Origin of the sequence: Brevundimonas sp. SH203, assembly GCF_002157625.1 — a bacterium.
GTDB lineage: Bacteria > Pseudomonadota > Alphaproteobacteria > Caulobacterales > Caulobacteraceae > Brevundimonas.
The window spans coordinates 174,055-199,862 of record NZ_BDMM01000005.1 but is presented as its reverse complement, the minus strand read 5'-3'; the positions used below and the strand labels follow the sequence as shown (position 1 = coordinate 199,862).

The following is a 25,808-nucleotide window of genomic DNA, read 5'->3' as shown; positions in this document are numbered from 1 at the left end:
GGCCCCGGCCCCGCGACGCCCGGGACTGGGTAGCTCAGATGGTTAGAGCGGTGGATTCATAACCCACAGGTCGGCGGTTCGATCCCGCCTCCAGTCACCACCCTTCCAGACTGCAACCCGCGTCGACATCCTGCGTTTACGGTCGAGCTTTCAACCTTGACCGGAGATACGCCGTGACCATTCGCACCAAAGCTTTGACGGCGGCGGCCGCCGTTCTGATGCTGGGCGCCGCCGCCTGCACCCAGGCAGAGCAGGACAAGGCCGAGGCTCATGCCGAAACCGCCGCAGACAAGACCGCCAGCGCCGCGTCGCAAGCCGGTGAGGTGATCGAAGGCGGGGCGATGAAGGCCGCCCAGGCGGTCGAGAGCGGCGCGGGCAAGGTCGCCGACAAGCTGGAGACCGAACAGGCCCAGGCCGCCGCCGAGGGCAAGCCGGGCGCCATCGATCCGGCGACGGATACGCGGGTTCCGGCCAAACATTAAGGTCGACCGTTCAGGCGGAGGGTTGTTCGGGCTTGGGGCCTTCCGCCAGAAGAGCGTCGATCAGGGCGCGCGCCTCGGGGCCGGACCAGTCGGCCTCGCCCGTCTTGACGGCGCGGATGCGGCCCTCGCGGTCCAGCAGTATGGTCTGGGGCATGGCGCCCTTGCCCGGAAACTCGAACGGCAGCTGGAATTTGACGTCGCTGTAGAAGGGCAGGGGCGCGTGGTCGTCCAGGAAGCGTCTGGCCTCGGCCGCCGCTTCCGGCGTGGCGTCGACGTTGATCGGCAGGACCACCAGATCCTCGTTCGCGGCATAGGCTTTAGCCAGCGCTTGAAGCGTCGGCATCTCGGCCTTGCAGGGCGCGCACCACATGGCCCACAGGTTCACCACCACCACCTTGCCGTGAAAGGCCGAGAAGCGGACGGCGGTGCCGGTGCGGTCGCGGAAGGCGTATTCGGGCGCCGGGATGGGTTGGGCCGGGGTGGTCAGGGCGGCGAGCGAACCGACGGCGAAACCCGCCAGATCGCTTTTCGGCGTCGCATTGGCGTTCGCGGCCTCTTGCACTTGCGCCTTCTGGCGGTGATTGGCGTATAGCGACATCGCCATGCCGCCGGCGCCGGCGATGGTGCTGACCACCACCACCGCGCCGATGACCGCCCAGATCGCCTTCCTAGAGCCGCTCATGACCCAATCCACTTCTGCCGACGCCATGCCATCCGCCGGTTCGACTGCGCCGGTGAAGCCGGCGGGTCAAGACATGTGGGGCGGACGCTTTTCGTCGCGCCCGGCCGAGATCATGCAGGCGATCAACGTCTCCATCGGCGTGGACCAGCGTCTGTGGCGTCAGGATCTGGCCGGATCGCGCGCCCATTGCCGGATGCTGGCCACACAGGGGATCATCGGACAGGCGGACGCCGAGGCGATCCTGGGCGGGCTGGACGCCGTCGAGGGCGAGATCGTCGGCGGCGCCTTCCCCTTCCGCGACCAGTTCGAGGACATCCACATGAATGTGGAGGCCCGCCTGAACGAGCTGATCGGCGAACCGTCGGGGCGTCTGCATACGGCGCGCAGCCGCAACGATCAGGTGGCGCTGGACTTCCGTCTGTGGGTCCGCGACGCCTGCGACCGCTCGGTCGCCCAGCTGAAGGGATTGCAGGCCGCCCTGTTGAACCGGGCCGAACAGCACGCCGGCGACCTGATGCCGGGCTTCACCCATCTGCAGACCGCCCAGCCCGTGACCTTGGGCCACCATCTGATGGCCTATGTCGAGATGTTCGGGCGGGATGCGGGCCGGTTCGCCGACGCCCGCGCCCGCATGAACGAAAGCCCGCTGGGCGCCGCCGCCCTGGCCGGGTCGCCCTTCCCCATCGACCGCCACATGACGGCGGCCGAGCTGGGTTTCGACCGGCCGATGGCCAACAGCCTGGACGCCGTATCGGATCGCGACTTCGCGCTGGAAAGTCTGGCCGCCGCCTCGATCACGGCGGGTCATCTGTCGCGCCTGGCCGAGGAGATCGTGGTGTGGATGACGCCGATGTTCGGCTTCGCGACCCTGCCCGACGACCTGACGACCGGATCGTCGATCATGCCGCAGAAGCGCAACCCCGACGCCGCCGAACTGGTGCGGGCCAAGACGGGCCGGATCATGGGGTCGCTGGTCGCCCTGTCGATGGTGATGAAGGGTCTTCCGCTGGCCTATTCCAAGGACATGCAGGAGGACAAGCCGCCGGTGTTCGAGGCGTTCGACGCCCTGGACCTGGCGCTGAACGCCATGACGGCCATGGTCGCGGCGCTGCAGCCCAATACCGAACGGATGGCGCAGGCGGCGGGGGCGGGCTTCTCGACCGCCACGGATCTGGCCGACTGGCTGGTGCGCGAACTGAACCTGCCGTTCAGGAAGGCGCACCATGTGACGGGGGCGGCGGTGAAACGGGCGGAGGCGCTGGGCGTGGACCTGGCGCAACTGCCGCTTCAGGAAATGCAGAAACTGGAGCCGGGCGTCACCGAAGCGGTTTACAAGGTGCTGACCGCCAAGGCTTCGTGCGAAAGCCGTCAGAGCTATGGGGGAACCGCGCCGGAACAGGTCCGGGCGCGGATCGCCGACTGGAGAGATCGCCTATGAACCGTCTTGGGAAAAAGACCCTGATCGTCGCGGGCGCGCTCGCCCTTCTGACCTCGGCCTGCGGCCGGATGGCCGATCTGGAATCGCCGGTGCGCCAGACCGAACGCGCGCCGCGCGACAGCCGGGCGCCCCACCTGCCCGAGCCGGCGACGATGAACCGTCCGTCCAGCAGCATTCCCATCGACGGCGGCCCGTCCAATCCCATCGGCGCCGGCGCCGCCCAGAACGAACCGCGCTAGACCTTGCACCATTTCGACCTGAAGGACGGGGCTCTCCATGCCGAGGGCGTGCCGCTGGAGCTGATCGCCGACGAGGTGGGCACGCCCGCCTATGTCTATTCGACCGCGACGCTGAAGCGGCACTACGGCCTGCTGCGCGCCGCCGCCGACGCGCATCGCGACGCGCTGGGCGAGGCCCTGATCGCCTTTGCGGTCAAGGCCAACTCCAATCTGTCGGTTCTGGCGACCCTGGCCAAACTGGGGTCCGGCGCCGACACCGTGTCCGAGGGCGAAATCCGGCGCGCGCTGGCTGCGGGCGTTCCGGCCGACCGGATCATCTTCTCCGGCGTGGGCAAGACCGATGTGGAGATGGCCTTCGCCATCAGCGTCGGGGTGCGCCAGATCAATATCGAATCCGGCGCCGAGCTGGACCGGCTGATCGCCGTGGCGGCGATGATGAATGCGGCCCCCGCCATCGCCATCCGGGTCAATCCCAATGTGGGGGCGGGGGGCCACGCCAAGATCACGACCGGGGGCAAGGGCGACAAGTTCGGCGTGCCGGTCGAGGAGGCGATGGACCTCTACGCCCAGGCTTCGGCCTCGCCCCATGTCACGCCGGTCGGCCTGGCCTGTCATATCGGCAGCCAGATCACCGACCTGACCCCGCTGGAAGCCGCCTTCACGGTTCTGGCCGAGATGACGCGCGCCCTGCGGGCGCAGGGTCATGCGGTGACGCGGCTGGATCTGGGCGGCGGGCTGGGCGTGCCCTATTCGGGCGGGGCGGAGCCGCCGTCGCCGGCCCAGTATGTCGCCATGGCCGCGCGGGTGCTGGACGGGCTGGACGTCGAGGCGGCGTTCGAGCCGGGTCGGGTGCTGGCCGCCAATGCGGGCGTGCTGCTGAGCCAGGTGATCCAGGTCAACGAACGCTCGGACGGGCGCCGGTTCCTGGTGCTGGACGCGGCGATGAACGACCTGATGCGGCCGGCGCTGTACGACGCCTTCCACGACATCCGGCCGGTCGTCCCGCGCGGGGGCAAGGTCCTGGCCTATGACGTCGTCGGGCCGGTGTGCGAGACGGGCGACACCTTCGCCCGCGACCGCGAGCTGGCGCCGCTGGAGGCCGAGGATCTGGTGGTCTTCACCGGGGCGGGGGCCTACGGCGCGGTCATGGCCAGCGAATACAACAGCCGGCCCCTGGTCCCCGAGGTGCTGGTGGACGGCGAACAGTGGGCCGTGATCCGCCCGCGCCCGACCTATGAGGAGATGCTGGACCGCGAGCCGTTCGCCGACTGGCTGTGAAAGAGTCGAATTGCGCTCGACTGTTATAAAGTAACACGCTATAGGCCGCCTCATGTCCCCCGGCGCCGAACAGTCCATGCTCTTGTCCCTGTTGGGCGGCGGATTCGTCGCGGCCTTTCTGCACGCCGCCCTGCCGACCCACTGGCTGCCGTTCACCCTGGTCGGGCGGGCGCAAGGGTGGCGGCCGCATAAGATTCTGCTGGCGGTGACGGCGGCGGGCCTGGCCCATATCGCCACGACGGCGGTGGTCGGCGGCCTGATCGTGGCGGCGGGTCTGGCGCTGGACCAGTGGATCGAGGGGGTGTTGCCGCATCTGGCGGCGGTGCTGCTGTTCCTGTTCGGGGCCTTCTATCTGGCGCGTTCGGCCCTGAGACGACCCGCCCTGGCCGGCGGCCCGACTGTCGAGACGCCGGAACCGGCCGTGTCCGACAAGGCCGCCTTCCTGGGTCTGGTCGCCATGATGGCGGTGTCGCCGGGCGAGGTGCTGCTGCCCATCTATCTGTCCTCGGCCCCGTCGGGGATCGGCGCCCTGGCGATGCTGACGCTGGTGTTCGCGGTCGGCACGGTCGCCGGGATGGCGGTTTTCACGGCCCTGGCCAGCGCGGGCGCCTCCATCCTGCGGCTGGAGCGGTGGGCGCGTTACGAAGGGGCGGTTCTGGGTCTGGCGCTGATCGCCCTGGGCCTGGTCGTCGCCATGCATCAGCATTGATATTATGTGATAACATTCAATCTGTTATCAAGTAGCAGCTTGGCTGTTCAGCCAAAGGGCGTATAGGCGAAACCATGAACGCCGCGCACGATCACAGCCCCGACCACGACCACGACCATGATCATTCCGATCATGGGCACGGCCATTCGCATGGTCATGGTCACAGCCACGGTCATGGCGGTCACAGCCACGGGCCGGTGGACACCGGCGACTGGCGCTATGCCGTCGGCCTGGTGGTCAATCTGCTGTTCGTGGCGTGCGAGTTCGGGGCCGGGCTGATGGCGGATTCCACCGCCCTCCTGGCCGACGCCGGGCACAATCTGTCCGACGTGCTGGGTCTGGCCATGGCGGGCGGGGCGGCCTGGCTGGCGCGGCGCGGGACGCACGGGGCGGCGGGCGGTCGGCGGACCTATGGGTTCGGCAAGGCGACGGTTCTGGCGGCGCTGGGCAATGCGCTGCTGCTGATCTTCGCCTGCGGAGCCATCGCCTTTGAGGCCGTGCGGCGTTTCAACGAGCCGGCGCCGGTGGGATCGGCGACCATCATGGTGGTGGCCGGGATCGGCTTTCTCATCAACCTGGGCACGGCGCTGCTGTTTATGAAGTCCCAGCACGACCTGAACGCCAAGGGCGCCTATCTGCACATGATGGCCGACGCGGGCGTGTCGCTGGGCGTCGTGATCGCGGGCGGGGTCATCCTGGCGACCGGCTGGTCGGTGGTCGATCCGCTGGTCAGCCTGGCGATCGTGGTGGTGATCCTGTGGTCCACCTGGGGGCTTTTGAAGGATTCGGTCAATCTGGCCATGGACGGGGCGCCCAGCGGCGTGGACGTGCCCGCGCTGGAGAAGGCGCTGCTCGGCCTGTCGGGCGTGCGGGCGGTGCATGACCTGCACGTCTGGGCCCTGTCGACGACCGATACGGCCCTGACCGCCCACCTGGTTCACGACCGGCCGGATTCGGCGGCCCTGATCGGCGAGGCCCAGGCGGCGGCGCGGCGCCAGGGCATCAACCACACGACGCTGCAGCTGGAGAACGAGCCGCTGCCGGACTGTCCGGGGTGTTGATCTAAGGCGCCGTCATCCTCGGGCTTGACCCGAGGACCGGGCGTTCAGGCGCTGTGCGTCAGACGTCGGGGCGCCGCCCGATCCGTATCCGATCCTCGGGTCAAGCCCGAGGATGACGAAGGCGAGACGCGAACCCTCAAGCCTGTTCGAACGTCAGCGGCGCGCCCCAGAACTGGGCGACCAGTTCCGATTGCGGGCCGGCCTGGCCGGTGGTCAGGAAGTCGCGGCGGCCGCTGTCGCCCAGGTCGTATTCGGGATGCTGCTTGAAATAGCGGTCCAGGGCGTCGGCCACCGCCGTCGGCTGCTCGATCAGCACGGTCCCCGCAGGCAGGGCCTGGGCGAACAGTTCGGCGACGATCTCATAGTGGGTGCAGCCCAGGATGGCCTTGTCCGGGTGGCGGCCGATGCGACGGCGCAGGGCGTCGACGTGGTCGTCGATCACCACCTTCAGCTCCTCGGCCGGGGCGCCCAGTTCGATCAGGCCGGCGAGGCCGGGGCAGGGCTCGCAGAAGACGGCGATGTCCTCGCGCCGCTTGTCGATCTCGATCTCATAGACGCGGCTGATGGCGGTGGCGGCGGTGCAGAAGACGCCGGTGATGTCGATGGAGGCGACCTTTTCGCCCTCCTGCGGGCGCTCGGCCTCGAAGCTCCAGGGCTTGCCGGTCGCGGCCTCGATGGTCGGGACGATGATGCCCAGGATGTTGACCGGCCGGCCCAGACGCTCGCGCAGACCCGGCAGCCAGGTCTGCTGCAGGCGACGCAGCGCGATGGACGAGGCGGTGTTGCAGGCCAGGACCACGATGGAGGCGCCGGCCTCGAACAGCCGCTCGCAGCCCGCGCGGGTCAGTTCGACGATGTCCTCGCCGCCGCGCCCGCCATAGGGGGCGTGGGCCTGATCGGCCAGATAGACGAAGTCACGCTCGGGGAAGCGTCGCGTCAGTTCGCGGTGGACGGTCAGGCCGCCCACGCCGGAGTCGAAAACACCAATGGCCATGCAGCGGGCTTTAGAACAGTGCGACGACGTATCCAACCGGCAGGACGACAAGATTCGCGCCGATCAGGTGACGGGGGCGGTCGGTGCGCCTAAGTGTGTCGCAACCATGATCTTGTTTCGGAGCATTCCATGCATAGACGCCAGCTTCTCATCGCGGGCGGCAGCCTGATGGCCCTGTCGGCCTGCGCCTCGACCGGAGCCGCCTCGGGCGGGTCCGCCGCCGCGCCGTCGGCCGCCGGCCTCGCCGAGGAAGCGCGCATCGCCCGCGCCGTCCTGCCCGCCCAGACGCCGCGCGCCGAGCTGCTGCAGGTCTGGACCGGCCAGTACGACGGCGTGCCGCCGTTCGACAAGGTGACGCCGGCCAAGCTGCGCGAAGCCATGCTGGAAGGCATCGAACTGCAACGCGCCGACATCGCCGCCATCGCCAACAACCCCGAGGCCCCGACCTTCGCCAACACGATGGCGGCGCTGGAGCTGGCGGGCGCGCCGCTGGACCGGGCGTCCAACGTCTATAGCGTGATGACCTCCAACATCGGCGGCGACGCCTATGACGCGGTCGACACCGAGCTGTCGCCCCTGCTGTCGGCGGCCTATGACGAGATCACCTTCAACGAAAAACTGTTCCAGCGGGTCAAGACCGTCGCCGACACCGCCGACGCGGCGGGTCTGAGCGCCCAGCAGAAGCGTCTGGCCGAGCGTCGTCGCGACGCCTTCATCCGTTCGGGCGCCAATCTGGACGCGGCCGGCAAGGCCGAGCTGGGCCGGATCAACACCGCCCTGTCCAACGCCTTCACCCGCTTCGGCCAGAAGGTCGTCGCCGACGAGAACGCCTGGACCGTGATCCCGACCGAAGCGGGCCTGTCGGGCCTGCCCGAGTCCAACAAGGCCGCCGCCGCCGGCGCCGCGCGCAGCCGCAACATCCAGGGCTGGGCCATACTGAACACCCGTTCGGCGGTCGATCCATTCCTGACCTTCGCCGACGACCGGGCGCTGCGCGAACAGGTGTGGAAGAAGTTCGTCAATCGCGGCGACAACGGCGACGCCAACGACACCAACTCGACCATCGCCGAGATCGTGAAGCTGCGCGACCAGCGCGCCAAGCTGCTGGGCTATCGCAACCATGCCGAACTGCGGATGCAGGACACCATGGCCAAGACGCCGGCGGCGGCCGAGGCCCTGATGAACCGCGTCTGGGCGCCGGCCAAGGCGCGCGTCGCCGAAGAGGTCGCCGACATGAAGGCGATCGCCGGGTTCGACATCGAGCCGTGGGACTATCTCTACTTCGCCGAGAAGGTCCGTAAGGCCAAGTACGACCTGGATCAGAACGAGCTGAAGCCCTATTTCGAGCTGAACGCCGTGCGCGCCGGCTCCTTCGCCATGGCCGAGCGCCTGTACGGCTTCCAGTTCAAGAAACTGCCCAAGGGCGCGGTCCCGACCTTCGAGCCGGACGTCGAGGTCTATGAGGTCTATGACAAGACCAGGGGCGGTCGCCAGATCGGCCTGTATTACACCGACGACTACGCCCGTCCGGGCAAGCGTTCGGGCGCCTGGATGACCACCTATCGGTCGTTCTCGCAGCTGGACGGCTCCAAGATCATCCTGGGGTCGAACAACAACAACTTCACCAAGCCGGAGCCGGGCCAGCCCGTCCTGATCTCGCTGGACGACGCCGAGACCCTGTTCCACGAGTTCGGCCACACCCTGCATTACTTCTCATCGGTCGTGACCTATCCCTCGTTCGGCGAGACGCCGCGCGACTTCGTGGAATATCCATCGCAGGTTCACGAGCATTGGGTGCTGAGCCGCCCGATCCTGGACGGCTATCTGAAACACTATCAGACCGGCGCGGCCATGCCGCAGGCGCTGGTGGACAAGATCGAAGCCGCCGCCACCTTCAACCAGGGCTACGCGACGGTCAGCTATCTGTCCTCGGCCATCGTGGACATGGACCTGCACACCCAGGCCACGCCGCCGACCGACATCGACGCCTTCGAAAAGGCCAGCCTGGCGCGGATCGGCATGCCCAGGGAGATCGTGATGCGGCACCGCCTGCCGCAGTTCAATCACCTGTTCACGTCGGACGCCTATTCGGCGGGCTACTACAGCTATCTGTGGTCCGAGACGATGGACGCCGACACCTGGTCCTACTTCGAGGAGTCGGGCGACGTGTTCAACCCGGACATCGCCGGCCGCTTCAAGTCGATCATGCTGGCGCCGGGCAACACCACGGATCGCGCCGAGGCCTATCGCGCCTTCCGCGGTCGCGACCCGGACGTGGCGGCCCTGCTGAAGGTGCGTGGCTTCCCTGTTTCCTGATACTGGGCCTACCGCCCTTCGGGCTGCTTGAGGCGTTTCGCCCTTTGAGCTTCGTGAAGGGCTGATGAAACGGGACGCCGTCGGACGATCGGTCCGGCGGCGTCCTTTTCGTTTCAGGCCTCGAAGGCGACGCGGCCGCGCGCATAGTCGGTGCGGGCGCGTTCGGGCAGAAGGGACAGGGCTTCGTCCCGCACCTTGCTCATGCAGCTCAGGCGTTCGATGGGCTGGCGGCCGTTGCAGAGGCTGCGCGCCGTGCGCTGGACGCGGGCGTCGAACGCCGTCGCGCCGGCGCGGCTCGACAGGTCGAGGTCGCCGTAGGGGATGCGGGTTTCGATGGGAGAGGCGGCGGCCGATCCCGCGACGAGGAGGGCGGCGGTCGTCAGAGAGGCGATCCTGAACATGATCCTGTTTCCATTTTTCCGCCCCTTGTGGCCGGGGCAGGGAACGGTGGCGCTGGATCGGATCGAAACGGCGAAGCTTCGGCGGCGAAAAGACGGCGCAGTCATAATTCGACGTCATGACATTTCGGTCAGGTTCGACCGGCGCGGGTCATGGCGACGGAGGCGCTTCAACTCCGAGGCCGCACCCTCTAGGTTCGGAGCGGATCACTGACGGAGCATCCATGCCGGTCGTCGCCTCTTACGTTTATCGGGACGGCCAGCGCGTGCGCGAGGCGCCGCTGACGGCCGACGGGCTGACGCTGGAGGCGGGCGAGTTCGTCTGGGTCGGTCTGGTCGATCCGACCGACGACGAGATCGACGTCCTGGTCCGCCGGTTCAAACTGCATCCGCTGGCGGTCGAGGACGCCCTGGCCGCCCACCAGATGCCCAAGGTCGAGGTCTATGGCCGCGAACTGTTCGTGGTGGCGCGCACGGCGCTGAAGGTCGACGACCGGATCGTCTATGGCGAAACCCATGTCTTCGTCGGAGAGGATCATGTGGTCAGCATCCGCCACGGCTCGGCCCGCGCCCACGGCCTGTTGCGGGCGCAGCTGGAGGCCTCGCCGCTGCTGCTGAAGAAGGGGCCGGATTTCGTCCTGCACGGCATCCTGGACTTCATCGTCGACGCCTATGCACCCATCGTCGATGACGCCGAGGACAGCGTTCTGGAGATGGAGCAGCGGACGTTGGACGCCTTCCTGTCGCGGGTCGAAATCCGGCGTCTGTTCAGCCTGCGTCGCGAACTGCTGAAGTTCCGGCGCATCCTGGGGCCGATGGAGGAACTGCTGGGGCGGTTGCAGTCGCTGGACCTGCCCTGCATCGACCCGGACGTCCGCCCCTATTTCCGCGACGTGGGCGACCATGTGCGGCGGGTCGGCAGCCGGCTGGGCGGGCTGCATGACATCCTGTCGTCGGTGTTCGAGGTCGCCAATCTGCTGGAACAGCAGCGCCAGGGCGTCATCACCCGCAAGCTGGCCTCCTGGGCCGCGCTGCTGGCGGTGCCGACCGCCATCGCCGGCATCTATGGGATGAATTTCGAGTTCATGCCCGAGTTGCACTGGCGTTACGGCTATTTCGGCGTGATGACCCTGATGGTCGCCATCTGCACGGGTCTGTTCATCACCTTCAAGAAGACGAAGTGGCTGTAGCCTATAGTCGCCGTCACCCTCGGGCTCGACCCGAGGGCCGGGCGTTCCGCCGCATGGCGCCAAGAGGTGACGCACAGCCCGATCCGCATCCGGTCCTAGGGTCAAGCCCGAGGATGACGGAGGAGGGAAGGCGCGTCTCTAGCCGCTGTTCCGCAAACCCGCCGCCACGCCGTTGATGGCCAGCAGGATGCCTTCGCGGACGCGGGGGTCGTCGTCGCCGGCCCGGCGGCGGCGGATCAGTTCGATCTGGACGTGGTTCAGCGGCTCGACATAGGGCATCCGCAGGCGGATCAGCCGGTCCAGCTCGGGCTGGCCGCCCAGCAGCTGGTCGTGGCCGGTGATGGCCAGGATGGCGTCGTGGGTCCGGTCCCATTCGGCGCGGATCTCGCCATAGATGGACGCCGCCAGCGAGGCGTCCGGCACCAGGGTCGCATAGCGGCGGGCGATGGTCATGTCGGACTTGGCCATGACCATCTCCATGTTCTGCACCAGGGTCTTGAAGAACGGCCAGGCCTCGGCCATCGCTTTCAACTCGCCCATGTCGCAGCCTTGGACCGCCGAGCCGAAGCCGAACCAGCCGGGCAGCATGACCCGGCTCTGCGACCAGCTGAACACCCAGGGAATGGCGCGCAGGTCCTCGATCCGCGTCGAGGCGGTGCGCGACGACGGACGTGAGCCGATCTTCAGATCGGCGATCTCGGCGATAGGGGTGGCGGCGCGATAGTAGTCGACGAAGCCGTCGGTCTCATAGACCAGCTTGCGATAGGCGGCCATCGACCGGGCCGACAGGTCGGACAGGGTCGCGCCGTGTTCGGCGGTGAAGGCGTGGTCCGTCCCCTGGCCCAGCGAGGCCAGGACGGCGCCGCAGGTCAGGGCGTCCAGATTGCGCAGGGCGATTTCCGGCTCGCCGTATTTGTTGGCGATGACCTCGCCCTGTTCGGTCGTGCGGATGCGACCCTGGACCGTGCCTTCGGGCTGGGCCAGGACGCCGGCGAAGGCCGAGCCGCCGCCGCGCCCGACCGTGCCGCCGCGCCCGTGGAACAGTTGCAGCTTCAGCCCATGTTTCTGCGTCACCTCGACCAGGGCGCGCGACGCCTCGTGCAGCTCCCAGCCCGAGGTCAGGTAGGAGCCGTCCTTGTTGGAATCGGAATAGCCGATCATCACCTCCTGCACCCCGCGCGCCTGGGCGACGGCGAGGGCGGACGGCTCCTTCAACAGCCGCTCCAGCGTCGGGCGGGCGGCGCGCAAGTCCTCGATGGTCTCGAACAGGGGCGCGGCCTGGATGGGGCAGGCGGCCGGGTCTTCGGGGCGATAGAGACCGACCTCCTTCAGCAGCAGATAGACCTCAAGAAGGTCCGACGCCGCATCGGTCTTGGACACGATGTGGGTGCGGATGGCCTGGGGGCCAAAGGCGGCCAGGGCGCCGGCGGCGGCCTGGAGGATGGCGCGTTCCTTCAACGTCTCGGGCTGGTAGTCGGCATAGGGGCTGAACAGCAGGCGCGACGAGGCCAGTTCGGCGGCCAGCACCTTCAGCCGGCCCTCCTCGTCCAGCGCCAGATAGTCGGACTGGACGCCCGCGACCTTCAGCAGGTCGGCGACGACGCGCTCGTGGACGTCGGCGTTCTGGCGCATGTCCAGGGTCGCCATGTGGAAGCCGAACACCTCGACCGCCGTGATCAGGTCGCTGAGCCGGTCGTTGGCGAAGACGCCGCCGTGGTGCGACACCAGACTGTCGTGCAGGGTCTTCAGATCGGCCTCGAAGGCGTCGGGCCCGGAATAGGGTTCGGCCTCGACGGCGGCGCGGCGCGGGGGCGGGGCGTCGCCCAGCGCCTGATGTGTGGCGGCTAACCGCGCATAGACGCCGGTCAGGGCGCGGCGATACGGCTCGTCCGCGCGGTGGGGCGAGGGATCGCGCGCGGCGTCGGCCAGGGCCTGAAGCTCGGGCGACACCTGGGCCAGTTCGGCCGCCAGGCTGAGTTCCGCGCCCAGGGCGTGGACCTCGTCCAGATAGAAGGCCAGCACCGCCCGCGCCTGGGTGCGGAAGGCGGCGGCCATGACCGTGGCGTCCACGTTCGGATTGCCGTCGCGGTCGCCCCCGACCCAGGTGCCGACCCGCATGAAGGGCTGAAGGTCCGGCGCGTCCAGCAGCCGCCGCCACGCCGACAACTGCCGGGGCGCGACGTGCAGGAAGATGCGGTCCAGGAAGGAGACGACGGTGTCGATCTCGTCCTGCACGACCAGCCCCTGGGTGCGGACCAGACGGGTGGCCCACAGGATGACGATCTGGCGACGCAGCGGCTCCGACACGGCGGCCGGGGTGCAGGCGTCGCCGGCCTTGTCGCAGGCGTCCAGAATGTCGGTGATGGCGGCGATCCGGTCGATGACGCTCTTGCGGCGCACCTCGGACGGGTGGGCGGTCAGGACCGGCGAGATCAGGGACTGGTCCAGAAGGTCGCGCACCGCCTGGCGATCCACGCCCTGATCGGACAGACGTTTCAGCGCGCCCTCGGGCGTGTCGGGCCGGGCGCCCGCTTCGGCCTGATCCTGCGCCCGCCGACGGGTCGAGCGATCCTCGGCGATATTGGCCAGCAGCGAGAACAGGGCGAAGCCGTGGGCCAGACCCGCCGCCTGATCCACCGTCATGGCGGTCAACAGCTTCTCCAGCCGCTTGCCCGGATGGGAGGCCGGGTCGCGGTGATAGGCGATGGAGGCCTGGCGCACCGCCTCGACGTGGTCGAACAGGGCCTGGCCGCCCTCCTGGCGGATGATGTCGCCCAGAATTCCGCCCAACAGACGGACTTCGTCGCGCAGGGCGTCGTCGGCGGCGGGGCTCATCATTGCTTGATCCGGGGTTTTAGGCGGGGAGGTCTGCATGTGAAGTATGCCAAACCGCCCCGTCAACGCACGATCCATGTCAGAACCGAAATTGCCGATCATGGTGAACCGGCCGTTAGGGTTTCTTAACCGGCGCATGGCGATGATGGGAACGTAGGAGTCCAGATCGGTCCCGCCCGTGCCCATGTTCGCCAAACGTCAGTCCGCCCTCGCCGCCGCCGCCGGAGCCGCTCCGCGCGTCAGGGACGGTGCGGGGTTCAAGCCCGTGGTCGAGGCGCTGAAGAAGCCGCCGGTCGCGGCGGGTTTGGCGGGCCTGTTGCTGCTGGGCGCCGGCGCGCTGTTCCTGACGGTGCTGGGCGACCCCAACGCGGGCGCGCCCTCGGCCCATGTGGCGCTGCAGCGCGACAAGCCGGCGGCCCCCGCGCCCGCGCCGAGCGGGTTCGAGGCCTTCTCCATGGGGGCGATGGGCCTGTATCAGAATCTGGCGGGCGGCGGCGATCCGGCGGCGAACGGCGAGGCGGTCATCACCCTGCCGGACGGCGGCAGCGTGTCGGGGGCCGCGCCGGCGGCCTATACGGCGCCGGTCCATGCGGCCTCGCCCTTGGCCAGGGCGCCGATCGCGGGCCTGTCGCAACCCGGACACAATGGCCCCCTGCCGATGATCGCGCCGGACGGCCGCGTGCCGGCCCAGGCCTACGCCCGCCCGTTCCGCCCGAACGGCAAGCCGCGCGTGGCCCTGATCGTGGGTGGGCTGGGATTGAACGCGGTGACGACCCGCGCCGCCATCGAACGCCTGCCGCCCGAGGTGACGCTGAGCTTCGTGCCCTATGCCGAGAACCTGCAGTCGTGGATCGACCAGGCGCGGGCGCAGGGTCACGAGGTGATGCTGGAAATGCCGATGGAGCCGACCGGCTATCCCGACAACGATCCCGGCCCCTATACGCTGCTGGCCGACGGCGGCGCCGACGACGTTGCGGCCAAGATGGACTGGCTGCTGGGCCGCGCGACCGGCTATTTCGGCGTGACAAACTATCTGGGCGACCGTTTCGCCGCCTCGGACGCGGGCATGAACGCCTTCCTGACCGTGCTGCGCCAGAAGGGCGTCGCCTTCCTGGACGACGGGTCGTTCCAGCGCCGGCCGGGCGCCTGGTCGCGCGCCAGCGCCGACCGCGTCATCGACCGCACCCAGTCGCCCGCCGCCATCATCGCCGCCCTGAACGGTCTGGAGGCCCAGGCCAAGCTGCGGGGCTCGGCCCTGGGGACTGGCTTCAGCTATCCGGTGACGGTCGAGGCCGCCGCCCGCTGGACCGCCGGTCTGGACCAGCGCGGCCTGCAGCTGGCGCCCGCCTCGTCCATGTCGATGCGGCCGGGGCGTTAAGACGTGACGAGTGGCGAGTGGCGAGTGGCGAGCGGCGGCTTAGGCCGCGCCGTCGATCATTCCACGCGGCGTCACGCCGAATGGCCAAACGGGTTTGGGGCGCGCGGTCTCGCCACTCGCCACTCGCCACGCGCCACGCGATGACCGACCTCACCCTCTACCGCCCCAACGTCGGCGTCGTGCTGTTCAACCGCGAGGGCCGCGTCTGGTATGGGCGGCGGCACGCCACGCCCGGCCCCCATAACTGGCAGTTTCCGCAAGGCGGCGTGGACGCGGGCGAGGATCTGGAGGCGGCGGCGCGGCGCGAGCTGCACGAGGAGACGGGCGTGACCTCGGTCGAGCTTCTGGCCCGGACGCCGGACTGGATTCGCTACGACTTTCCGCCCGAGGCGATGAACAACGCCAAGGCCTGGCGCGGCTTCAAGGGCCAGAAGCAGCAGTGGTTCGCCTTCCGCTTCACCGGCGACGAAGCCGAGATCGACCTGACGGCCGACAAGGAGGTGGAGTTCGACGCCTGGCGCTGGGGCGATCTGTCCGAAGCCTGCGACCTGATCGTGCCGTTCAAGCGCCCGGCCTATGAGCAGGTCGTGGCCGCCTTCGCCCATCTGGCCCAATAAAAAAGGGCGGCGCGGACGCCGCCCTTTCCAGGTCTGTCAGCCGGAAGGACTTACGCCGCTTCCGCCTTGCCCTCGATCAGGGGCTGGCCGGCGCCGATCTCGATGCGGCGGGGCTTCAGCGCCTCGGGCAGTTCACGCTTCAGCGCGATCGACAGCAGGCCGTTGACCAGGTTGGCGTCGGTCACGACGACATAGTCCGCCAGCTGGAATCGGCGCTCGAAATCGCGTTCGGCCAGGCCGCGATGCAGATAGGTCTTCTGCGGGGCCGCGTCGTCGTTGGCGGTCTTGCGGCCGGTCACGGTCAGCAGGTTTTCCTTCACCTCGATGTTCAGTTCGTCGGTGGTGAAGCCCGCCACGGCGATCTCGATGCGATAGGCGTTCTCGCCCGTCGTCTCGATGTTGTAGGGGGGATAGCCGCCTTCCGAACTGGTGCGCGAGGCGCTTTCCAAGAGATTGGCCAGACGGTCGAAACCGACGGCGGAACGGTACAGCGGCGAGAAATCATAGGTACGCATCAGCATCCTCCTGAGGATCAGCAAGGTTGAGCCGCCCGGCGGCTTGGCCCGGACGGTAGGGATGCAGCCCGACGACCCGAGATCGGCGCCGTCAGTCTGGAGAACCCGAAACCGGCGCTCTCGAACGATCAGATGGGAACCGCGAATGCGGCGTCAAGGGGCGCCGTCGCCGACTGCGACGGATCGTCGAGGTCGCACCATCGTTCTTTGCGTCGGAGGCCGGGCGGCCTATGGAGAAAGGCCCGTCAGAGCAGGATCGTCCCCTCATGCGTCTCGCCGCCCTCAGCCTTCTCGTCCTCGCGGCGGCCGCCGCGCCGGCGATGGCCCAGACTACGCCCCAGACCGCGCGCCCGGCGGCCCAGACCGAAGGGGCGTGGACGCCGCCGCGCTCGGCCCTGTCCAGCGCCATGCCGGTCTTCGCCGAGGATACGGCCCTTCAGGCCGCGATCGCCGCCGAGACCCGGCCCGCCGCCGACCGGGCGCGCGACGTCTATCGCCACCCTTACGAGGCCCTGACCTTCTGGGGTCTGACGCCCCGTATGACGGTGGTGGAGATCGAGCCGGGCGGCGCCAGCTGGTGGCGTCACATTCTGGAACCCTATGCGGCCGCGACCGGCGGGCGCTATGTCCCGGTCAACAAGCCGCTGGAAAGCATGGGCGTGGCCGACGGTCAGGCGGACCTGATCGTGGTGGCGCGGGCCTTCCACAACTGGGCGCGCGACGGCCGGACCCAGCCCTATCTGCAGGCCTTCTTCAAGGCGCTGAAGCCCGGCGGCGTCCTGGCCGTCGAACAGCACCGCAGCGCCGAGGGGCTGAACGTCGCCGACGTCGCCTCCACCGGCTATGTGCCCGAAAGCTATGTGATCCACGAGGCGCGCAACGCCGGTTTCGTGCTGGAGGCGCGCAGCGAGCTGAACGCCAACCCCAGGGACGATCACGACCATCCGTTCGGCGTCTGGACCCTGCCGCCGATCCGCCAGTCGGCGGCGCGAAACGACCCGTCGGGCCGGACTCTGACGCCCGAGGAACGGGCCGCCTTCGACGCCGTGGGCGAGAGCGACCGGATGACCCTGCGGTTCAGAAAGCCGGAATAGCCGTTCCGTTTTGACCCGGCCCGCGAACCCGACTAAGCCCGGTTCGTCGGGTGTGTCGGGCGCGGGGCCGCACCCTCGCGGGAGTATGGAATGGCGGAAAGTCAGGCGAAGGGGCGCGGATTGTCGCGCCGGTTCCTGCTGAGCGGCGCGACGGCTCTGACGCTGACCGGCATAGCCGGCTGCGGCCGCAAGGACGAGCCCAGGACGCCCGCCGCGCCGAACGCTCCGCCGGCCCCTTCCGGCCCGCCGGAAGGGTCGCTGGAATGGGCGGTCCAGGGGCCGTGGCGTTCGGCCGAGGACCGGGCGCGCGACACCTTCCGCCATCCGATGGAGACGCTGCGCTTCTACGGCCTTCAGCCCAAGATGGCGGTGGTCGAGTTCTGGCCGGGAAGCGGCTGGTACACCGAAATCCTGGCCCCCTATCTGACCAAGGGAGGCGGAACCTATGTGGCGGCCCTGTTCCCCGAGGGGCCGACGGCCGATCCGGCCCAGGCCGTGCTGAACGCCGCCTTCCGCACCCGTTTCTCCAGCGACAGGAAACTGTATGGCGAGCCGCAGTTCAGCGTGTTCGGCGCTGCGTCGGGGCCGGTGACGACGCTGGGCACGGCGGACCTGTGCCTGTTCATGCGGACCCTGCATGGCTGGATGGCGGCGGGGATCGCCGAAAAGGCCTTCGCCGACGCCTTCGCCGCGCTGCGTCCCGGCGGCGTCCTGGGGATCGAGCAGCATCGGCTGGCGCCCGCCCAGGATCAGGACCCGGTCGCGGCCAACGGCTATGTCCAGGAAGCCTTCGTGCGCCAGCTGGCCGCCGAGGCGGGCTTCGTCTTCGTCGAGGCGTACGAGATCAACGCCAATCCGAAGGACACCAAGGATCATCCGTTCGGGGTCGACACCCTGGCGCCGACCCGCCTGACCGCGCCGCGCGGGCAACCGGCCGATCCGACCTTCGACCGCGCCAAATACGAGGCGATCGGCGAGAGCGATCGCATGACCTTGAAGTTCAGGAAGCCCGAGTGAACCGCGCCCAAGCCTTCGCCGCCAACGCCCCCCTGATGGGGGTGCCCGGCGCCTATCCGCCCCCTGGCGGCAAGGGAGACTGGTTTCGCGGGGCGGGCGGGATGCGCTTGCGCGCCGGCCTGTGGACGCCCGCGCACCTCAGCGCGGACAAGCTGCGCGGCACGGTGGTCCTTAGCCCCGGCCGTACCGAGCCGATCGAGAAATACTATGAGATCATCGGCAACTTCCTGGCGCGGGGCTGGTGCGTCCTGACCCACGACTGGCGGGGACAAGGCCTGTCCGCCCGCCTGCTGCCCGACCGGCTGAAGGGCCACGCCCGCGCGGTGGAAGAGTTTCTGGACGACTACAACCGCCTGCTGAACACCTATGAGTCCCAGTGCCCCAAGCCGTGGATCATGGTGGGCCATTCGATGGGCGCCTGCCTGAACCTGCTGACGCTGGAGGGCGGCGAGGCGCGGTTCGCGGGCGCGGTCCTGTCCAGCCCCATGCTGCGGATCAAGACCGGCAAGCGGTCGATGTGGTCGGTCAAGCTGGTGGTGCGCTGGAACATCCGTCACGGCCAGGCGGGCGACTATATTTTGGGCGACCCGGACGATCCGTTCGACCACAACTTCGCCGAGGACGCCCTGACCTCGGACGCCAGCCGTTACGAGATGTGGCGCCAGCAGCTGTTCGCCTGCCCGCACCTGGCCATCGGCGGCCCGACCTATGGCTGGCTGGCCTTCGCGCTGGACGCCGGCGAGCGGGCGCTGAAACCCAAGGCGCTGAAGGCGGTGCGCGTCCCGGTCGCCATCGTCCAGGCCGACGCCGACGACGTGGTGTGGAAACAGACCACCCGCTGGGCCGCCAGACGCATCCCGCGCGGCCGCTATGTCGAGGTCGCGGGCGCCAAGCACGAGGTCATCATGGAGGCCGACGATATGCGCGCGGTCTTCCTGAACGAGTTCGACGCGATGGCCGACCTGGTCGCCCCGACGGCGGATGCTGTCAGCGATCCGTCGGCGCGGACCGTGGACGTGACGGCCGAAGCTTCGCCAGTCGTCTGAAAGTCAGGAGACCAAGCGTAGTTCGATGATCATTGCCGACTTCCCCTTCTTGGCTGTGACCATCGTTGCGGTGTTCGTAAATATTTTCAGCGGGATCATTGCGACGGTGCTGTGTCCTGTCTGGAAGGGCGACACAGCGCTTGATCGGTGGTGGACGCCAGCTCAGACAGCGCGTTTTTTCACCGTAAAGCGATCGGAAGTTGGATCTAGATTCGCGTGGTTTTTCGTCGTTACAGCGCGTATCGCGCTCGTCGTCGCCGTCGTTTCGTTCACGATTGATCTGTTCGTCAACTAACCGCGCGCTGCCCTTTTTCAGATTGCCGCCCGTTTCAGCGTCACCAGGGCCTGGTCGATCAGGCGGGGGTCGCCGACGGCCAGGATCTGGCCGTCAGCGTCCGGCGCGGCGCCGCGCCAGTTGACGACCTTGCCGCCGGCGGCCTCGATCACGGGGACCAGGGCGGACCAGTCCCAGGGCTTCAGGCTGGTCTCGGCCACCAGGTCCATCTTGCCCGCCGCCACCATCGCATAGGCATAGGCGTCGCAGCCCAGCCGGGCCAGGCGGGCGGTCGCGCGCACCTGGGTCCAGGCGTCGCGCTCGGCGTCGTCGAAGATGTCGGGATCGGTGGTGGAGATGACGGCGTCGGCCAGCGTCTCGCACGTCCTGACGGCCAGCGGCGTCTCGGCGTCGCCCCGCAGCAGCCGCGCGCCGGACGAGCCGCCGACGAAGATTTCGTCCAGATAGGGCTGGGCGATGACGCCGACCGTGGGCCGTCCCGCCTGGCGCAGGGCGATCAGGGTGGTCCACAGCGGCAGGCCCGAGATGAAGGCGCGCGTGCCGTCGATGGGGTCCAGCACCCAGACGTGTTCGGCGTCGGGCCGGTCCTGACCGTATTCCTCGCCGATGACGCCGTGGTCGGGATAGCGGGCGGCGATCAGGCGTCGGATGGCGGCCTCGGCCTGTTTGTCGGCCTCGGTGACGGGGTCGAAGCCGGCCGCGCCGCCCTTGTCCTCATGCCCGATGTCCGAGCGGAAGAAGGGCAGGGTGACGCGCGCGGCTTCGCGCGCCAGTTCGATGGCGAAGGCTTCGTATTCGGTCATGCGGCACCCTTAGCCCGCTTTCGCCGGCTTGGGCGCCCCTGTCTGCGTTAGGCGGGCGCGCCGTCGGCGTGCAGCGACTTGGCCAGGTCCAGCAGGCGGCGGCGCGGCCGTTCGTCCAGCTGATAATAGGCCTGGATCAGGTCCAGCGTCTCCTTGCGCGAGAAGACCTCGCCGCCCTTGATCGGGGCGGCGTCCTTGTCCAGGGCCTCGGCCAGACCGTCGTAGAAATAGGCCACGGGCGTCTCCAGCGCCTCGGCCAGCTGCCACAGGCGCGCGGCCGAGATGCGGTTGGCGCCGCACTCGTACTTCTGGATCTGCTGGAACCGGATGCCGACCTGAACGGCCAGCTGCTGCTGGGTCAGGCCCAGCAGGCGCCGGCGCCGACGCAGGCGGCGGCCCAGATGCAGGTCGATATCGTCGGCCATGACGTGATCCTCGTCGCGAGGTCTGTCCCGAAGCGGGACGACACGCGCCGCTGGCGGCAATCCGCGTGCCGGTTCGCGCCGCAGGGGAAATGTCTTTCGCGACGGGGGCGGCGCAACCGGATCGATTGGGGCGCATTTAAAGCGGCAGCTTGGCTTTTATAGGAAGGAACACAGCATGGGCTTGGGAATCATCGGTTGGCTCGTCATCGGCATCGTCGCCGGTTGGCTGGCGGAAAAGGTCATGGGTCGCAATCACGGCCTGCTGACGAATCTGATCGTCGGCGTCATCGGCGCCCTGATCGGCGGCTTCATCTCCGCAAACGTGTTCGGCACGCCGGTCGGCGGCTTCAACTTTGTGACGCTGATCGTGGCGTTCCTGGGCGCCTGCCTGCTGCTGTTCCTGTTGGGACTGGTCAAGCGTCGCGCCTGATCGCAGCGGTTTCGACAGAAAGGGCGGCTCGCGTGAGCCGCCCTTTTTGCTGTCTGGAAAGGCATGCGCCGCGTCGATCGCGGACAAGAAAAGGGGCGGCCGGGACATCCCGACCGCCCTTTTATTATCGGATCTGTCGACCGATCAGTTCGGTTCGGTCGGCGCCGGGGCCGGCTCTGCGGCGTCCGGGGCCGTGGTCGGCGGGGGCGCCGAAGGATCGGTCGGCTGTGCCATCGGGTCTGCGGCGGGAGCCGTCGGCGCGGCGGCCGGATCGACGGCCGGAGCCGGGGCGGGCGGAGCGCCGGCGATGGCGGCGGCGGCGTCATATTCGGCCTTGGTGTAGGCCACGACCACGCCGCCGTTTTCCTGACGAATGCCGCTGAGCGGCACAGCGCGCAGTTGGCCGTCGGCGCCGCGAACGGTCAGTTCCTGCTTGCCTTCGGCGTTGTTCCGCACGCCTTCCAGCTTGCCGAGTTCGCCGTCAGGACCGCTGACGGTCATGCCGGGATTCAGCGAAAGGGATTGTTGCGACGAGGCGGCCGCAGCGGGGGCCGGCGCCGTGGGGGCGGGCGTTTCCTGCGCCAGGGCCGGCGCGGCGAACATGAAGGCGGCGGCGCTGGCCAGAAGAACGGTCTTGATGGTCATGGGAGGATATCCCCTGTTGCGCGAGCCCGACGCCCGCACCGCAATATACTCCCCACGTTACGGATTGTTTCATTCGCCCCGAAATGACCTCGCGAGCGCCCCGGTTGGACGATTCTTGGTCTATGGTCGGGCGCTCGCGAATCGAAGGCCTGCCGCTTGTCCCACCGCCCCGCCCATACCTCCGGTCTGATCCGCCGTCTTCTGGGCCTGGCCTATGAGCTGACGCCGCTGGTGTTCGCGGTGATCGCCTTCGGGGCCGGGGCCCTGATGCTGGTCTCGGCCGTGACGCCCGAGTTCGACGACCGCCTGCGCAAGCTGACGGGGGTGGTGTCGCCCCTTCTGGTGGACCTGTCGCACTTCGTCGGCAGCATCGCCGGCTTCCTGTTGCTGCTGCTGTCGGCGGGCCTGTGGCGGCGTCGGCGCGGGGCCTATTGGGCGGCGCTGGCGGTGCTGGGGATCGGGGCGGTGTTTTCGGTGCTGAAGGGGTTGGACTGGCAACAGGCGACTAACCTGGCCATCGTCGCGGCGTTGCTAGCGCCCTGCCGCAACGCCTTCAACCGCCGTTCGCGCCTCAGCGAGCCGCTGCGGCCCAGCTGGCTTCTGCTGCTGACAGCGGTGGTGGCGGCCATGCTGTGGCTGGGCTTCTTCGCCTATCGCGACGTGGATTATAACGACGAGCTGTGGTGGCGTTTCCTCAGCGACCGCCAGGCCTCGGGCTTCCTGCGCGCGGGGCTGGTGCTGGCGATCCTGACGCTGGTGGTGGCGGGCCGGTCGCTGCTCGGCTCGCCCGGCGCCCACAGCCACGGCCCGGCCAGGCCCGCCGACATCGAACGCGCACGCGCGGCGCTGGCGGCGGCGGATTCGGCGACGCCCGAGGCCTGGCTGGCCATGCTGGGCGACAAGGCGCTGATGTTCAGCCCGTCGGGGGCCAGTTTCCTGGCCTATCGCGTGCGGGGGCGGCGCTGGATCGCCATGGGCGAACCGGCCGGTCTGAAATCCGAACGGCGCGAACTGCTGTGGTCCTTCGCCGAGATGGCTGACAGCTATGGCGGGGCGGCGGTCTTCTATTCCGTCAGCGAGGGCGTGCTGGGCGACCTGGCGACCATGGGGCTGGCGGTCAGGAAGGTGGGTGAGACGGCGGTGATCGACACGGCCGCCTTTTCACTGGAGGGCAAGGCCAAGCAGAACCTGCGCACGGCCGTCAATCGCGCGGAACGCGAGGGCGCGACCTTCGAAATCCTGCCGCCCGGATCGGCCGGTCCCATCGCGGACGAGCTGAAGTCGGTGTCCGACGCCTGGCTGGATATGCACGAGGGGGACGAGAAGGCCTTTTCGCTGGGCCGGTTCGACGTCGCCTATCTGGACCTGACGCCGCTGGCGGTGGTGAGGGAGGGCGGGCGGATCGTGGCCTTCGCCAATCTGCTGACGGCGCCGGACGAGGCGGCGGTCGATCTGATGCGCCATCACCCGGACGCGCCGCACGGGGTGATGGACTATCTGTTCATCCGCTGCGCCCAGTGGGCCAAGGATCAGGGGCTGGCCAGTTTCGACCTGGGCATGGCGCCGCTGGCGGGGCTGGAGGACCGGCGGATCGCGCCGGTGTTCGCCCGCGTCGGCGCCCTGGTGTTCGATGAGGGCGGGGCGCTGTACGGCTTCCAGGGCCTGCGCAGCTACAAGGCCAAGTTCGCGCCCGACTGGCGGTCGCGCTTCATCGCCGCGCCGGTTTCCACGCCCCTGCCGCTGGCCCTGCTGGACGTGGCGCTGCTGACCAGCGGCGGCTGGCTGGGGATGCTGGGCCTGACGAAGCGCTAGGTCAGAAGCGCCTTCAACACGCCGTCCAGAACGGGGCGGCCCCGGTCAGTGGCGATCAACCGGCCCTGTCGCAGCATCAGGAAGCCGTCCGCGATCAGGTCGGCGACCGGCGCGGTCTGGGGCGACAGGCCCAGGGCGGACAGAAGGGCGGCCGGCGCCCCCTCGGTGGTGCGCAGCGCCAGCAGGAACCGTTCCTCGGCCGCGTCGGCGGGCGACAGGGGGTCGCGTTCAGACCAGGGCGACGACGCCTGCACGCCCGCCACATAGTCGGCGATGCGGCGGTGGGCGACGGTGGCGGTCCTGATCCCGTCCAGCGTCAGCCGTCCGTGTGCGCCGGGGCCCAGGCCCAGATAGTCGCCGCCGCGCCAGACGTGCAGATTGTGCGCCGACCGGGCGGCCGGGCCGCGTGCATGATTGGACACCTCATAAGCGTCGAAACCGGCGGCCGACAGAACGGCCTGCGTCGTCTCATAGAGGGCGGCGGCCACGTCCTCGTCGGGCGGGGTCAGGGTTCCGCGCGCGAAGGCCCGGCCGAAGGCGGTCGTCGGCTCGATGGTCAGTTGATAGGGCGAGACGTGTTCGAAGCCCAGGTCCAGGGCGGCGGTCAGTTCGGCGGCCCAGTCCTGCGGCATCTGATCCGGCCGGGCGTAGATCAGGTCGATAGACAGTCGGTCGAAGGCGCGACGCGCCAGATCGACGGCGCGATACGCCTCGACCGCCGAATGGTCGCGACCGAGGAAGCGCAGGGAAACGTCGTCCAGCGCTTGCACCCCCATCGACAGCCGATTGATCCCAGCGCCGGCCAGGGCGGCGAACCGTCCGGCCTCGGCGTCGGTGGGATTGGCCTCCAACGTGATCTCGATCGCGCCGACGGGCGGATAGAGCCGCCGGGCCGTCTCCACGATACGGGCCACGACCTCGGGCGCCATCAGCGAAGGGGTGCCGCCGCCGAAGAAGATGGAGGCCAGCCGCCGGGGGCCGGTCAGCGCCCGCTGGGCGTGAAGGTCGGCCAGGATGGCGGCGACCAGCCCCGCCTGCTCCGCCGCCCGCCCCCGGTCGCGCACGACGTTGAAGTCGCAATAGGGGCAGATGCGCGAACAATAGGGCCAGTGGACATAGAGGGCGACGTCCGAACCCGGATCGGGCGGCCCCAGATCGAGCGACGATGCCTCAGTCAATCAGGGCGGCCCTCAGTTTTTCGAAGGCGCGGGTGCGGTGGCTGATCGCGTCCTTGGCCGCCGGCTCCATCTCGCCGAAGGTCAGGTCGCCGCCGTTGGGAATGAACAGGGGATCGTAGCCGAATCCCCGGTCGCCACGCGGCGGGAAGGTCAGGCGGCCGTCGACCACCCCCTCGACCACCACGCAGGGACCGTCGGGCCAGGCGACGGCCAGGGCCGAGGTGAACCAGGCGGTGCGGTCGGTCGCGCCGATCTCCTCCAGACGCTGCTCCACCTTGGCCATGGCGACGGCGAAATCCTTGCCCGGCCCGGCCCAGCGCGCGGAGAAGATGCCCGGCGCCCCATCTAGCGCCGCGACCGACAGGCCGGAATCGTCGGCCAGCGCCACCTCGCCCGACCGTTCCGCCGCATGGCGCGCCTTCAGCATGGCGTTGCCGGCGAAGGTGGTCTCCGTCTCGTCCGGCTCGGGCAGGTTCAGCTGACCCGCCGTGACGATCTCGTAATCTCCGCCGAGCAGGGCCGAGATTTCCGGGACCTTGCCCGGATTGTGGGTCGCGACGACGATCCGCATCCCTTTGATAAGCTTGAGATTCATCGGTCTTCCTGAAACTGAAACAGTCTATTGCCAAAGTTTAATATCGTTAAACGATATGTAACGTGATTTCCCGCCTGGCACGGCCTATCTTTTGATCATCGAGAACGAGGTCGCAGCGTTCTTGAGTTCGGTCAAAGCCGAAAGGTTCATGCGACTTCAAAACAAACAGGGCGAAAATCGTCCTTCAGGAAAGACGGAGAAATATGATGCATACGATGAACACCTCGATGTGGCTGGACAAGGTCGGCGCCGCTTTCGTCAGCACGGTTCTGATCGCCGCCCTGCCGACCGCCCTCGTCACCGTGCTGATGCAAGCCTTCTGATCCTTACGCCATT

The 25,808-nt window shown here is 68.7% G+C and carries 26 protein-coding genes and 1 tRNA gene; 17 read left to right on the top strand and 10 right to left on the bottom strand.

Features of this window, described 5'->3' with window-relative positions:
- Positions 1 to 23: 23 nt before the first annotated feature.
- Together SH203_RS12160 and SH203_RS12155 are read left to right on the top strand one after the other, a co-directional pair.
- Positions 24 to 100: transfer RNA gene (locus tag SH203_RS12160), tRNA-Met, on the top strand.
- Between the two features lie 73 nt (positions 101 to 173).
- A complete protein-coding gene (locus SH203_RS12155) occupies positions 174 to 482 on the top strand; it encodes a hypothetical protein (RefSeq protein ID WP_087121201.1) in 309 nt (102 codons plus the stop codon).
- Between the two features lie 10 nt (positions 483 to 492).
- Here the strand turns inward: SH203_RS12155 and SH203_RS12150 are convergent, their stop codons facing one another.
- The gene (locus SH203_RS12150) at positions 493 to 1,164 is read right to left on the bottom strand and encodes a TlpA disulfide reductase family protein (RefSeq protein ID WP_087121200.1); all 672 of its coding nucleotides are present in this window, start codon (positions 1,162 to 1,164) and stop codon (positions 493 to 495) included.
- 25 nt (positions 1,165 to 1,189) lie between these two features.
- Here SH203_RS12150 and argH point away from each other — a divergent pair, with 25 nt between their 5' ends.
- The 5 genes from argH to SH203_RS12125 all read left to right on the top strand — a co-directional run bounded on the left by argH (position 1,190) and on the right by SH203_RS12125 (position 5,889).
- Positions 1,190 to 2,602 (top strand): argininosuccinate lyase, encoded by a 1,413-nt coding sequence (argH, locus tag SH203_RS12145; RefSeq protein WP_200808938.1) that lies wholly within the window; start codon positions 1,190 to 1,192, stop codon positions 2,600 to 2,602.
- Entirely contained in the window at positions 2,599 to 2,841 is a 243-nt protein-coding gene (locus SH203_RS12140; RefSeq protein ID WP_087121198.1) for a hypothetical protein, read from the top strand. The genes argH and SH203_RS12140 overlap by 4 nt, the downstream gene beginning before the upstream one ends.
- A 3-nt stretch (positions 2,842 to 2,844) precedes the next feature.
- Complete coding sequence (gene lysA, locus SH203_RS12135) at positions 2,845 to 4,119, top strand: diaminopimelate decarboxylase (RefSeq protein ID WP_087121197.1); 1,275 nt, start codon at positions 2,845 to 2,847, stop codon at positions 4,117 to 4,119.
- A gap of 52 nt (positions 4,120 to 4,171) precedes the next feature.
- Entirely contained in the window at positions 4,172 to 4,828 is a 657-nt protein-coding gene (locus tag SH203_RS12130; RefSeq protein ID WP_087121196.1) for a hypothetical protein, read from the top strand.
- A gap of 74 nt (positions 4,829 to 4,902) precedes the next feature.
- Positions 4,903 to 5,889, top strand: coding sequence for a cation diffusion facilitator family transporter (locus SH203_RS12125; RefSeq protein WP_087121195.1), 987 nt, complete (start codon positions 4,903 to 4,905; stop codon positions 5,887 to 5,889).
- Positions 5,890 to 6,025: 136 nt separating this feature from the next.
- Here the strand turns inward: SH203_RS12125 and SH203_RS12120 are convergent, their stop codons facing one another.
- The gene (locus SH203_RS12120) at positions 6,026 to 6,883 is read right to left on the bottom strand and encodes a glutamate racemase (protein WP_087121194.1); all 858 of its coding nucleotides are present in this window, start codon (positions 6,881 to 6,883) and stop codon (positions 6,026 to 6,028) included.
- Between the two features lie 129 nt (positions 6,884 to 7,012).
- Between SH203_RS12120 and SH203_RS12115 the strand changes: the two genes are divergently transcribed.
- Entirely contained in the window at positions 7,013 to 9,199 is a 2,187-nt protein-coding gene (locus SH203_RS12115; protein WP_087121193.1) for a M3 family metallopeptidase, read from the top strand.
- Between the two features lie 113 nt (positions 9,200 to 9,312).
- Here SH203_RS12115 and SH203_RS12110 read toward each other — a convergent pair whose 3' ends face one another.
- A complete protein-coding gene (locus tag SH203_RS12110) occupies positions 9,313 to 9,600 on the bottom strand; it encodes a UrcA family protein (RefSeq protein ID WP_159457565.1) in 288 nt (95 codons plus the stop codon).
- Positions 9,601 to 9,821: 221 nt separating this feature from the next.
- Between SH203_RS12110 and SH203_RS12105 the strand changes: the two genes are divergently transcribed.
- Positions 9,822 to 10,787, top strand: coding sequence for a magnesium and cobalt transport protein CorA (locus SH203_RS12105; RefSeq protein ID WP_087121191.1), 966 nt, complete (start codon positions 9,822 to 9,824; stop codon positions 10,785 to 10,787).
- Between the two features lie 138 nt (positions 10,788 to 10,925).
- Here SH203_RS12105 and ppc read toward each other — a convergent pair whose 3' ends face one another.
- A complete protein-coding gene (ppc, locus tag SH203_RS12100; RefSeq protein ID WP_087121190.1) occupies positions 10,926 to 13,625 on the bottom strand; it encodes a phosphoenolpyruvate carboxylase in 2,700 nt (899 codons plus the stop codon).
- A gap of 181 nt (positions 13,626 to 13,806) precedes the next feature.
- On the opposite strand from ppc, the gene SH203_RS12095 reads away from it, so the two are divergent.
- The gene (locus tag SH203_RS12095) at positions 13,807 to 15,000 is read left to right on the top strand and encodes a divergent polysaccharide deacetylase family protein (RefSeq protein ID WP_087121189.1); all 1,194 of its coding nucleotides are present in this window, start codon (positions 13,807 to 13,809) and stop codon (positions 14,998 to 15,000) included.
- Positions 15,001 to 15,140: 140 nt separating this feature from the next.
- Positions 15,141 to 15,617: an RNA pyrophosphohydrolase gene (locus SH203_RS12090; protein WP_087121188.1), complete on the top strand. Its 477-nt coding sequence runs from the start codon at positions 15,141 to 15,143 to the stop codon at positions 15,615 to 15,617.
- Positions 15,618 to 15,667: 50 nt separating this feature from the next.
- On the opposite strand, the gene SH203_RS12085 is transcribed toward SH203_RS12090, so the two are convergent.
- Positions 15,668 to 16,132 (bottom strand): Hsp20 family protein, encoded by a 465-nt coding sequence (locus SH203_RS12085; protein ID WP_087121328.1) that lies wholly within the window; start codon positions 16,130 to 16,132, stop codon positions 15,668 to 15,670.
- Between the two features lie 266 nt (positions 16,133 to 16,398).
- Here SH203_RS12085 and SH203_RS12080 point away from each other — a divergent pair, with 266 nt between their 5' ends.
- The 4 genes from SH203_RS12080 (at position 16,399) to SH203_RS12065 (ending at position 19,584) form a co-directional block, all read left to right on the top strand.
- Positions 16,399 to 17,226, top strand: a complete 828-nt coding sequence (locus tag SH203_RS12080; RefSeq protein ID WP_087121187.1) for a class I SAM-dependent methyltransferase — start codon at positions 16,399 to 16,401, stop codon at positions 17,224 to 17,226.
- A 90-nt stretch (positions 17,227 to 17,316) separates the two neighbouring features.
- The gene (locus tag SH203_RS12075; protein WP_087121186.1) at positions 17,317 to 18,243 is read left to right on the top strand and encodes a class I SAM-dependent methyltransferase; all 927 of its coding nucleotides are present in this window, start codon (positions 17,317 to 17,319) and stop codon (positions 18,241 to 18,243) included.
- Positions 18,240 to 19,289: an alpha/beta fold hydrolase gene (locus tag SH203_RS12070; RefSeq protein ID WP_087121185.1), complete on the top strand. Its 1,050-nt coding sequence runs from the start codon at positions 18,240 to 18,242 to the stop codon at positions 19,287 to 19,289. The genes SH203_RS12075 and SH203_RS12070 overlap by 4 nt, the downstream gene beginning before the upstream one ends.
- Positions 19,290 to 19,314: 25 nt before the next feature.
- Positions 19,315 to 19,584 (top strand): hypothetical protein, encoded by a 270-nt coding sequence (locus tag SH203_RS12065; protein ID WP_087121184.1) that lies wholly within the window; start codon positions 19,315 to 19,317, stop codon positions 19,582 to 19,584.
- Between the two features lie 17 nt (positions 19,585 to 19,601).
- Here the strand turns inward: SH203_RS12065 and hisN are convergent, their stop codons facing one another.
- Complete coding sequence (gene hisN, locus SH203_RS12060) at positions 19,602 to 20,387, bottom strand: histidinol-phosphatase (protein ID WP_087121183.1); 786 nt, start codon at positions 20,385 to 20,387, stop codon at positions 19,602 to 19,604.
- Between the two features lie 47 nt (positions 20,388 to 20,434).
- Positions 20,435 to 20,812 (bottom strand): helix-turn-helix domain-containing protein, encoded by a 378-nt coding sequence (locus tag SH203_RS12055; RefSeq protein ID WP_087121182.1) that lies wholly within the window; start codon positions 20,810 to 20,812, stop codon positions 20,435 to 20,437.
- A gap of 175 nt (positions 20,813 to 20,987) precedes the next feature.
- Between SH203_RS12055 and SH203_RS12050 the strand changes: the two genes are divergently transcribed.
- Entirely contained in the window at positions 20,988 to 21,242 is a 255-nt protein-coding gene (locus tag SH203_RS12050) for a GlsB/YeaQ/YmgE family stress response membrane protein (RefSeq protein ID WP_087121181.1), read from the top strand.
- Between the two features lie 144 nt (positions 21,243 to 21,386).
- Here the strand turns inward: SH203_RS12050 and SH203_RS12045 are convergent, their stop codons facing one another.
- Positions 21,387 to 21,887 carry a hypothetical protein gene (locus SH203_RS12045; RefSeq protein ID WP_087121180.1) on the bottom strand — a complete coding sequence of 167 codons (501 nt, stop codon included), beginning with the start codon at positions 21,885 to 21,887 and terminating at the stop codon, positions 21,387 to 21,389.
- Between the two features lie 156 nt (positions 21,888 to 22,043).
- On the opposite strand from SH203_RS12045, the gene SH203_RS12040 reads away from it, so the two are divergent.
- A complete protein-coding gene (locus SH203_RS12040) occupies positions 22,044 to 23,699 on the top strand; it encodes a GNAT family N-acetyltransferase (protein ID WP_087121179.1) in 1,656 nt (551 codons plus the stop codon).
- Here the strand turns inward: SH203_RS12040 and hemW are convergent.
- Together hemW and rdgB are read right to left on the bottom strand one after the other, a co-directional pair.
- Positions 23,696 to 24,877 (bottom strand): radical SAM family heme chaperone HemW, encoded by a 1,182-nt coding sequence (gene hemW / locus SH203_RS12035; protein ID WP_234989490.1) that lies wholly within the window; start codon positions 24,875 to 24,877, stop codon positions 23,696 to 23,698. The genes SH203_RS12040 and hemW overlap by 4 nt on opposite strands.
- Positions 24,870 to 25,472, bottom strand: a complete 603-nt coding sequence (rdgB, locus tag SH203_RS12030) for an RdgB/HAM1 family non-canonical purine NTP pyrophosphatase (RefSeq protein ID WP_087121178.1) — start codon at positions 25,470 to 25,472, stop codon at positions 24,870 to 24,872. Before rdgB ends, hemW begins: the two co-directional genes overlap by 8 nt.
- Positions 25,473 to 25,808: the final 336 nt, after the last annotated feature.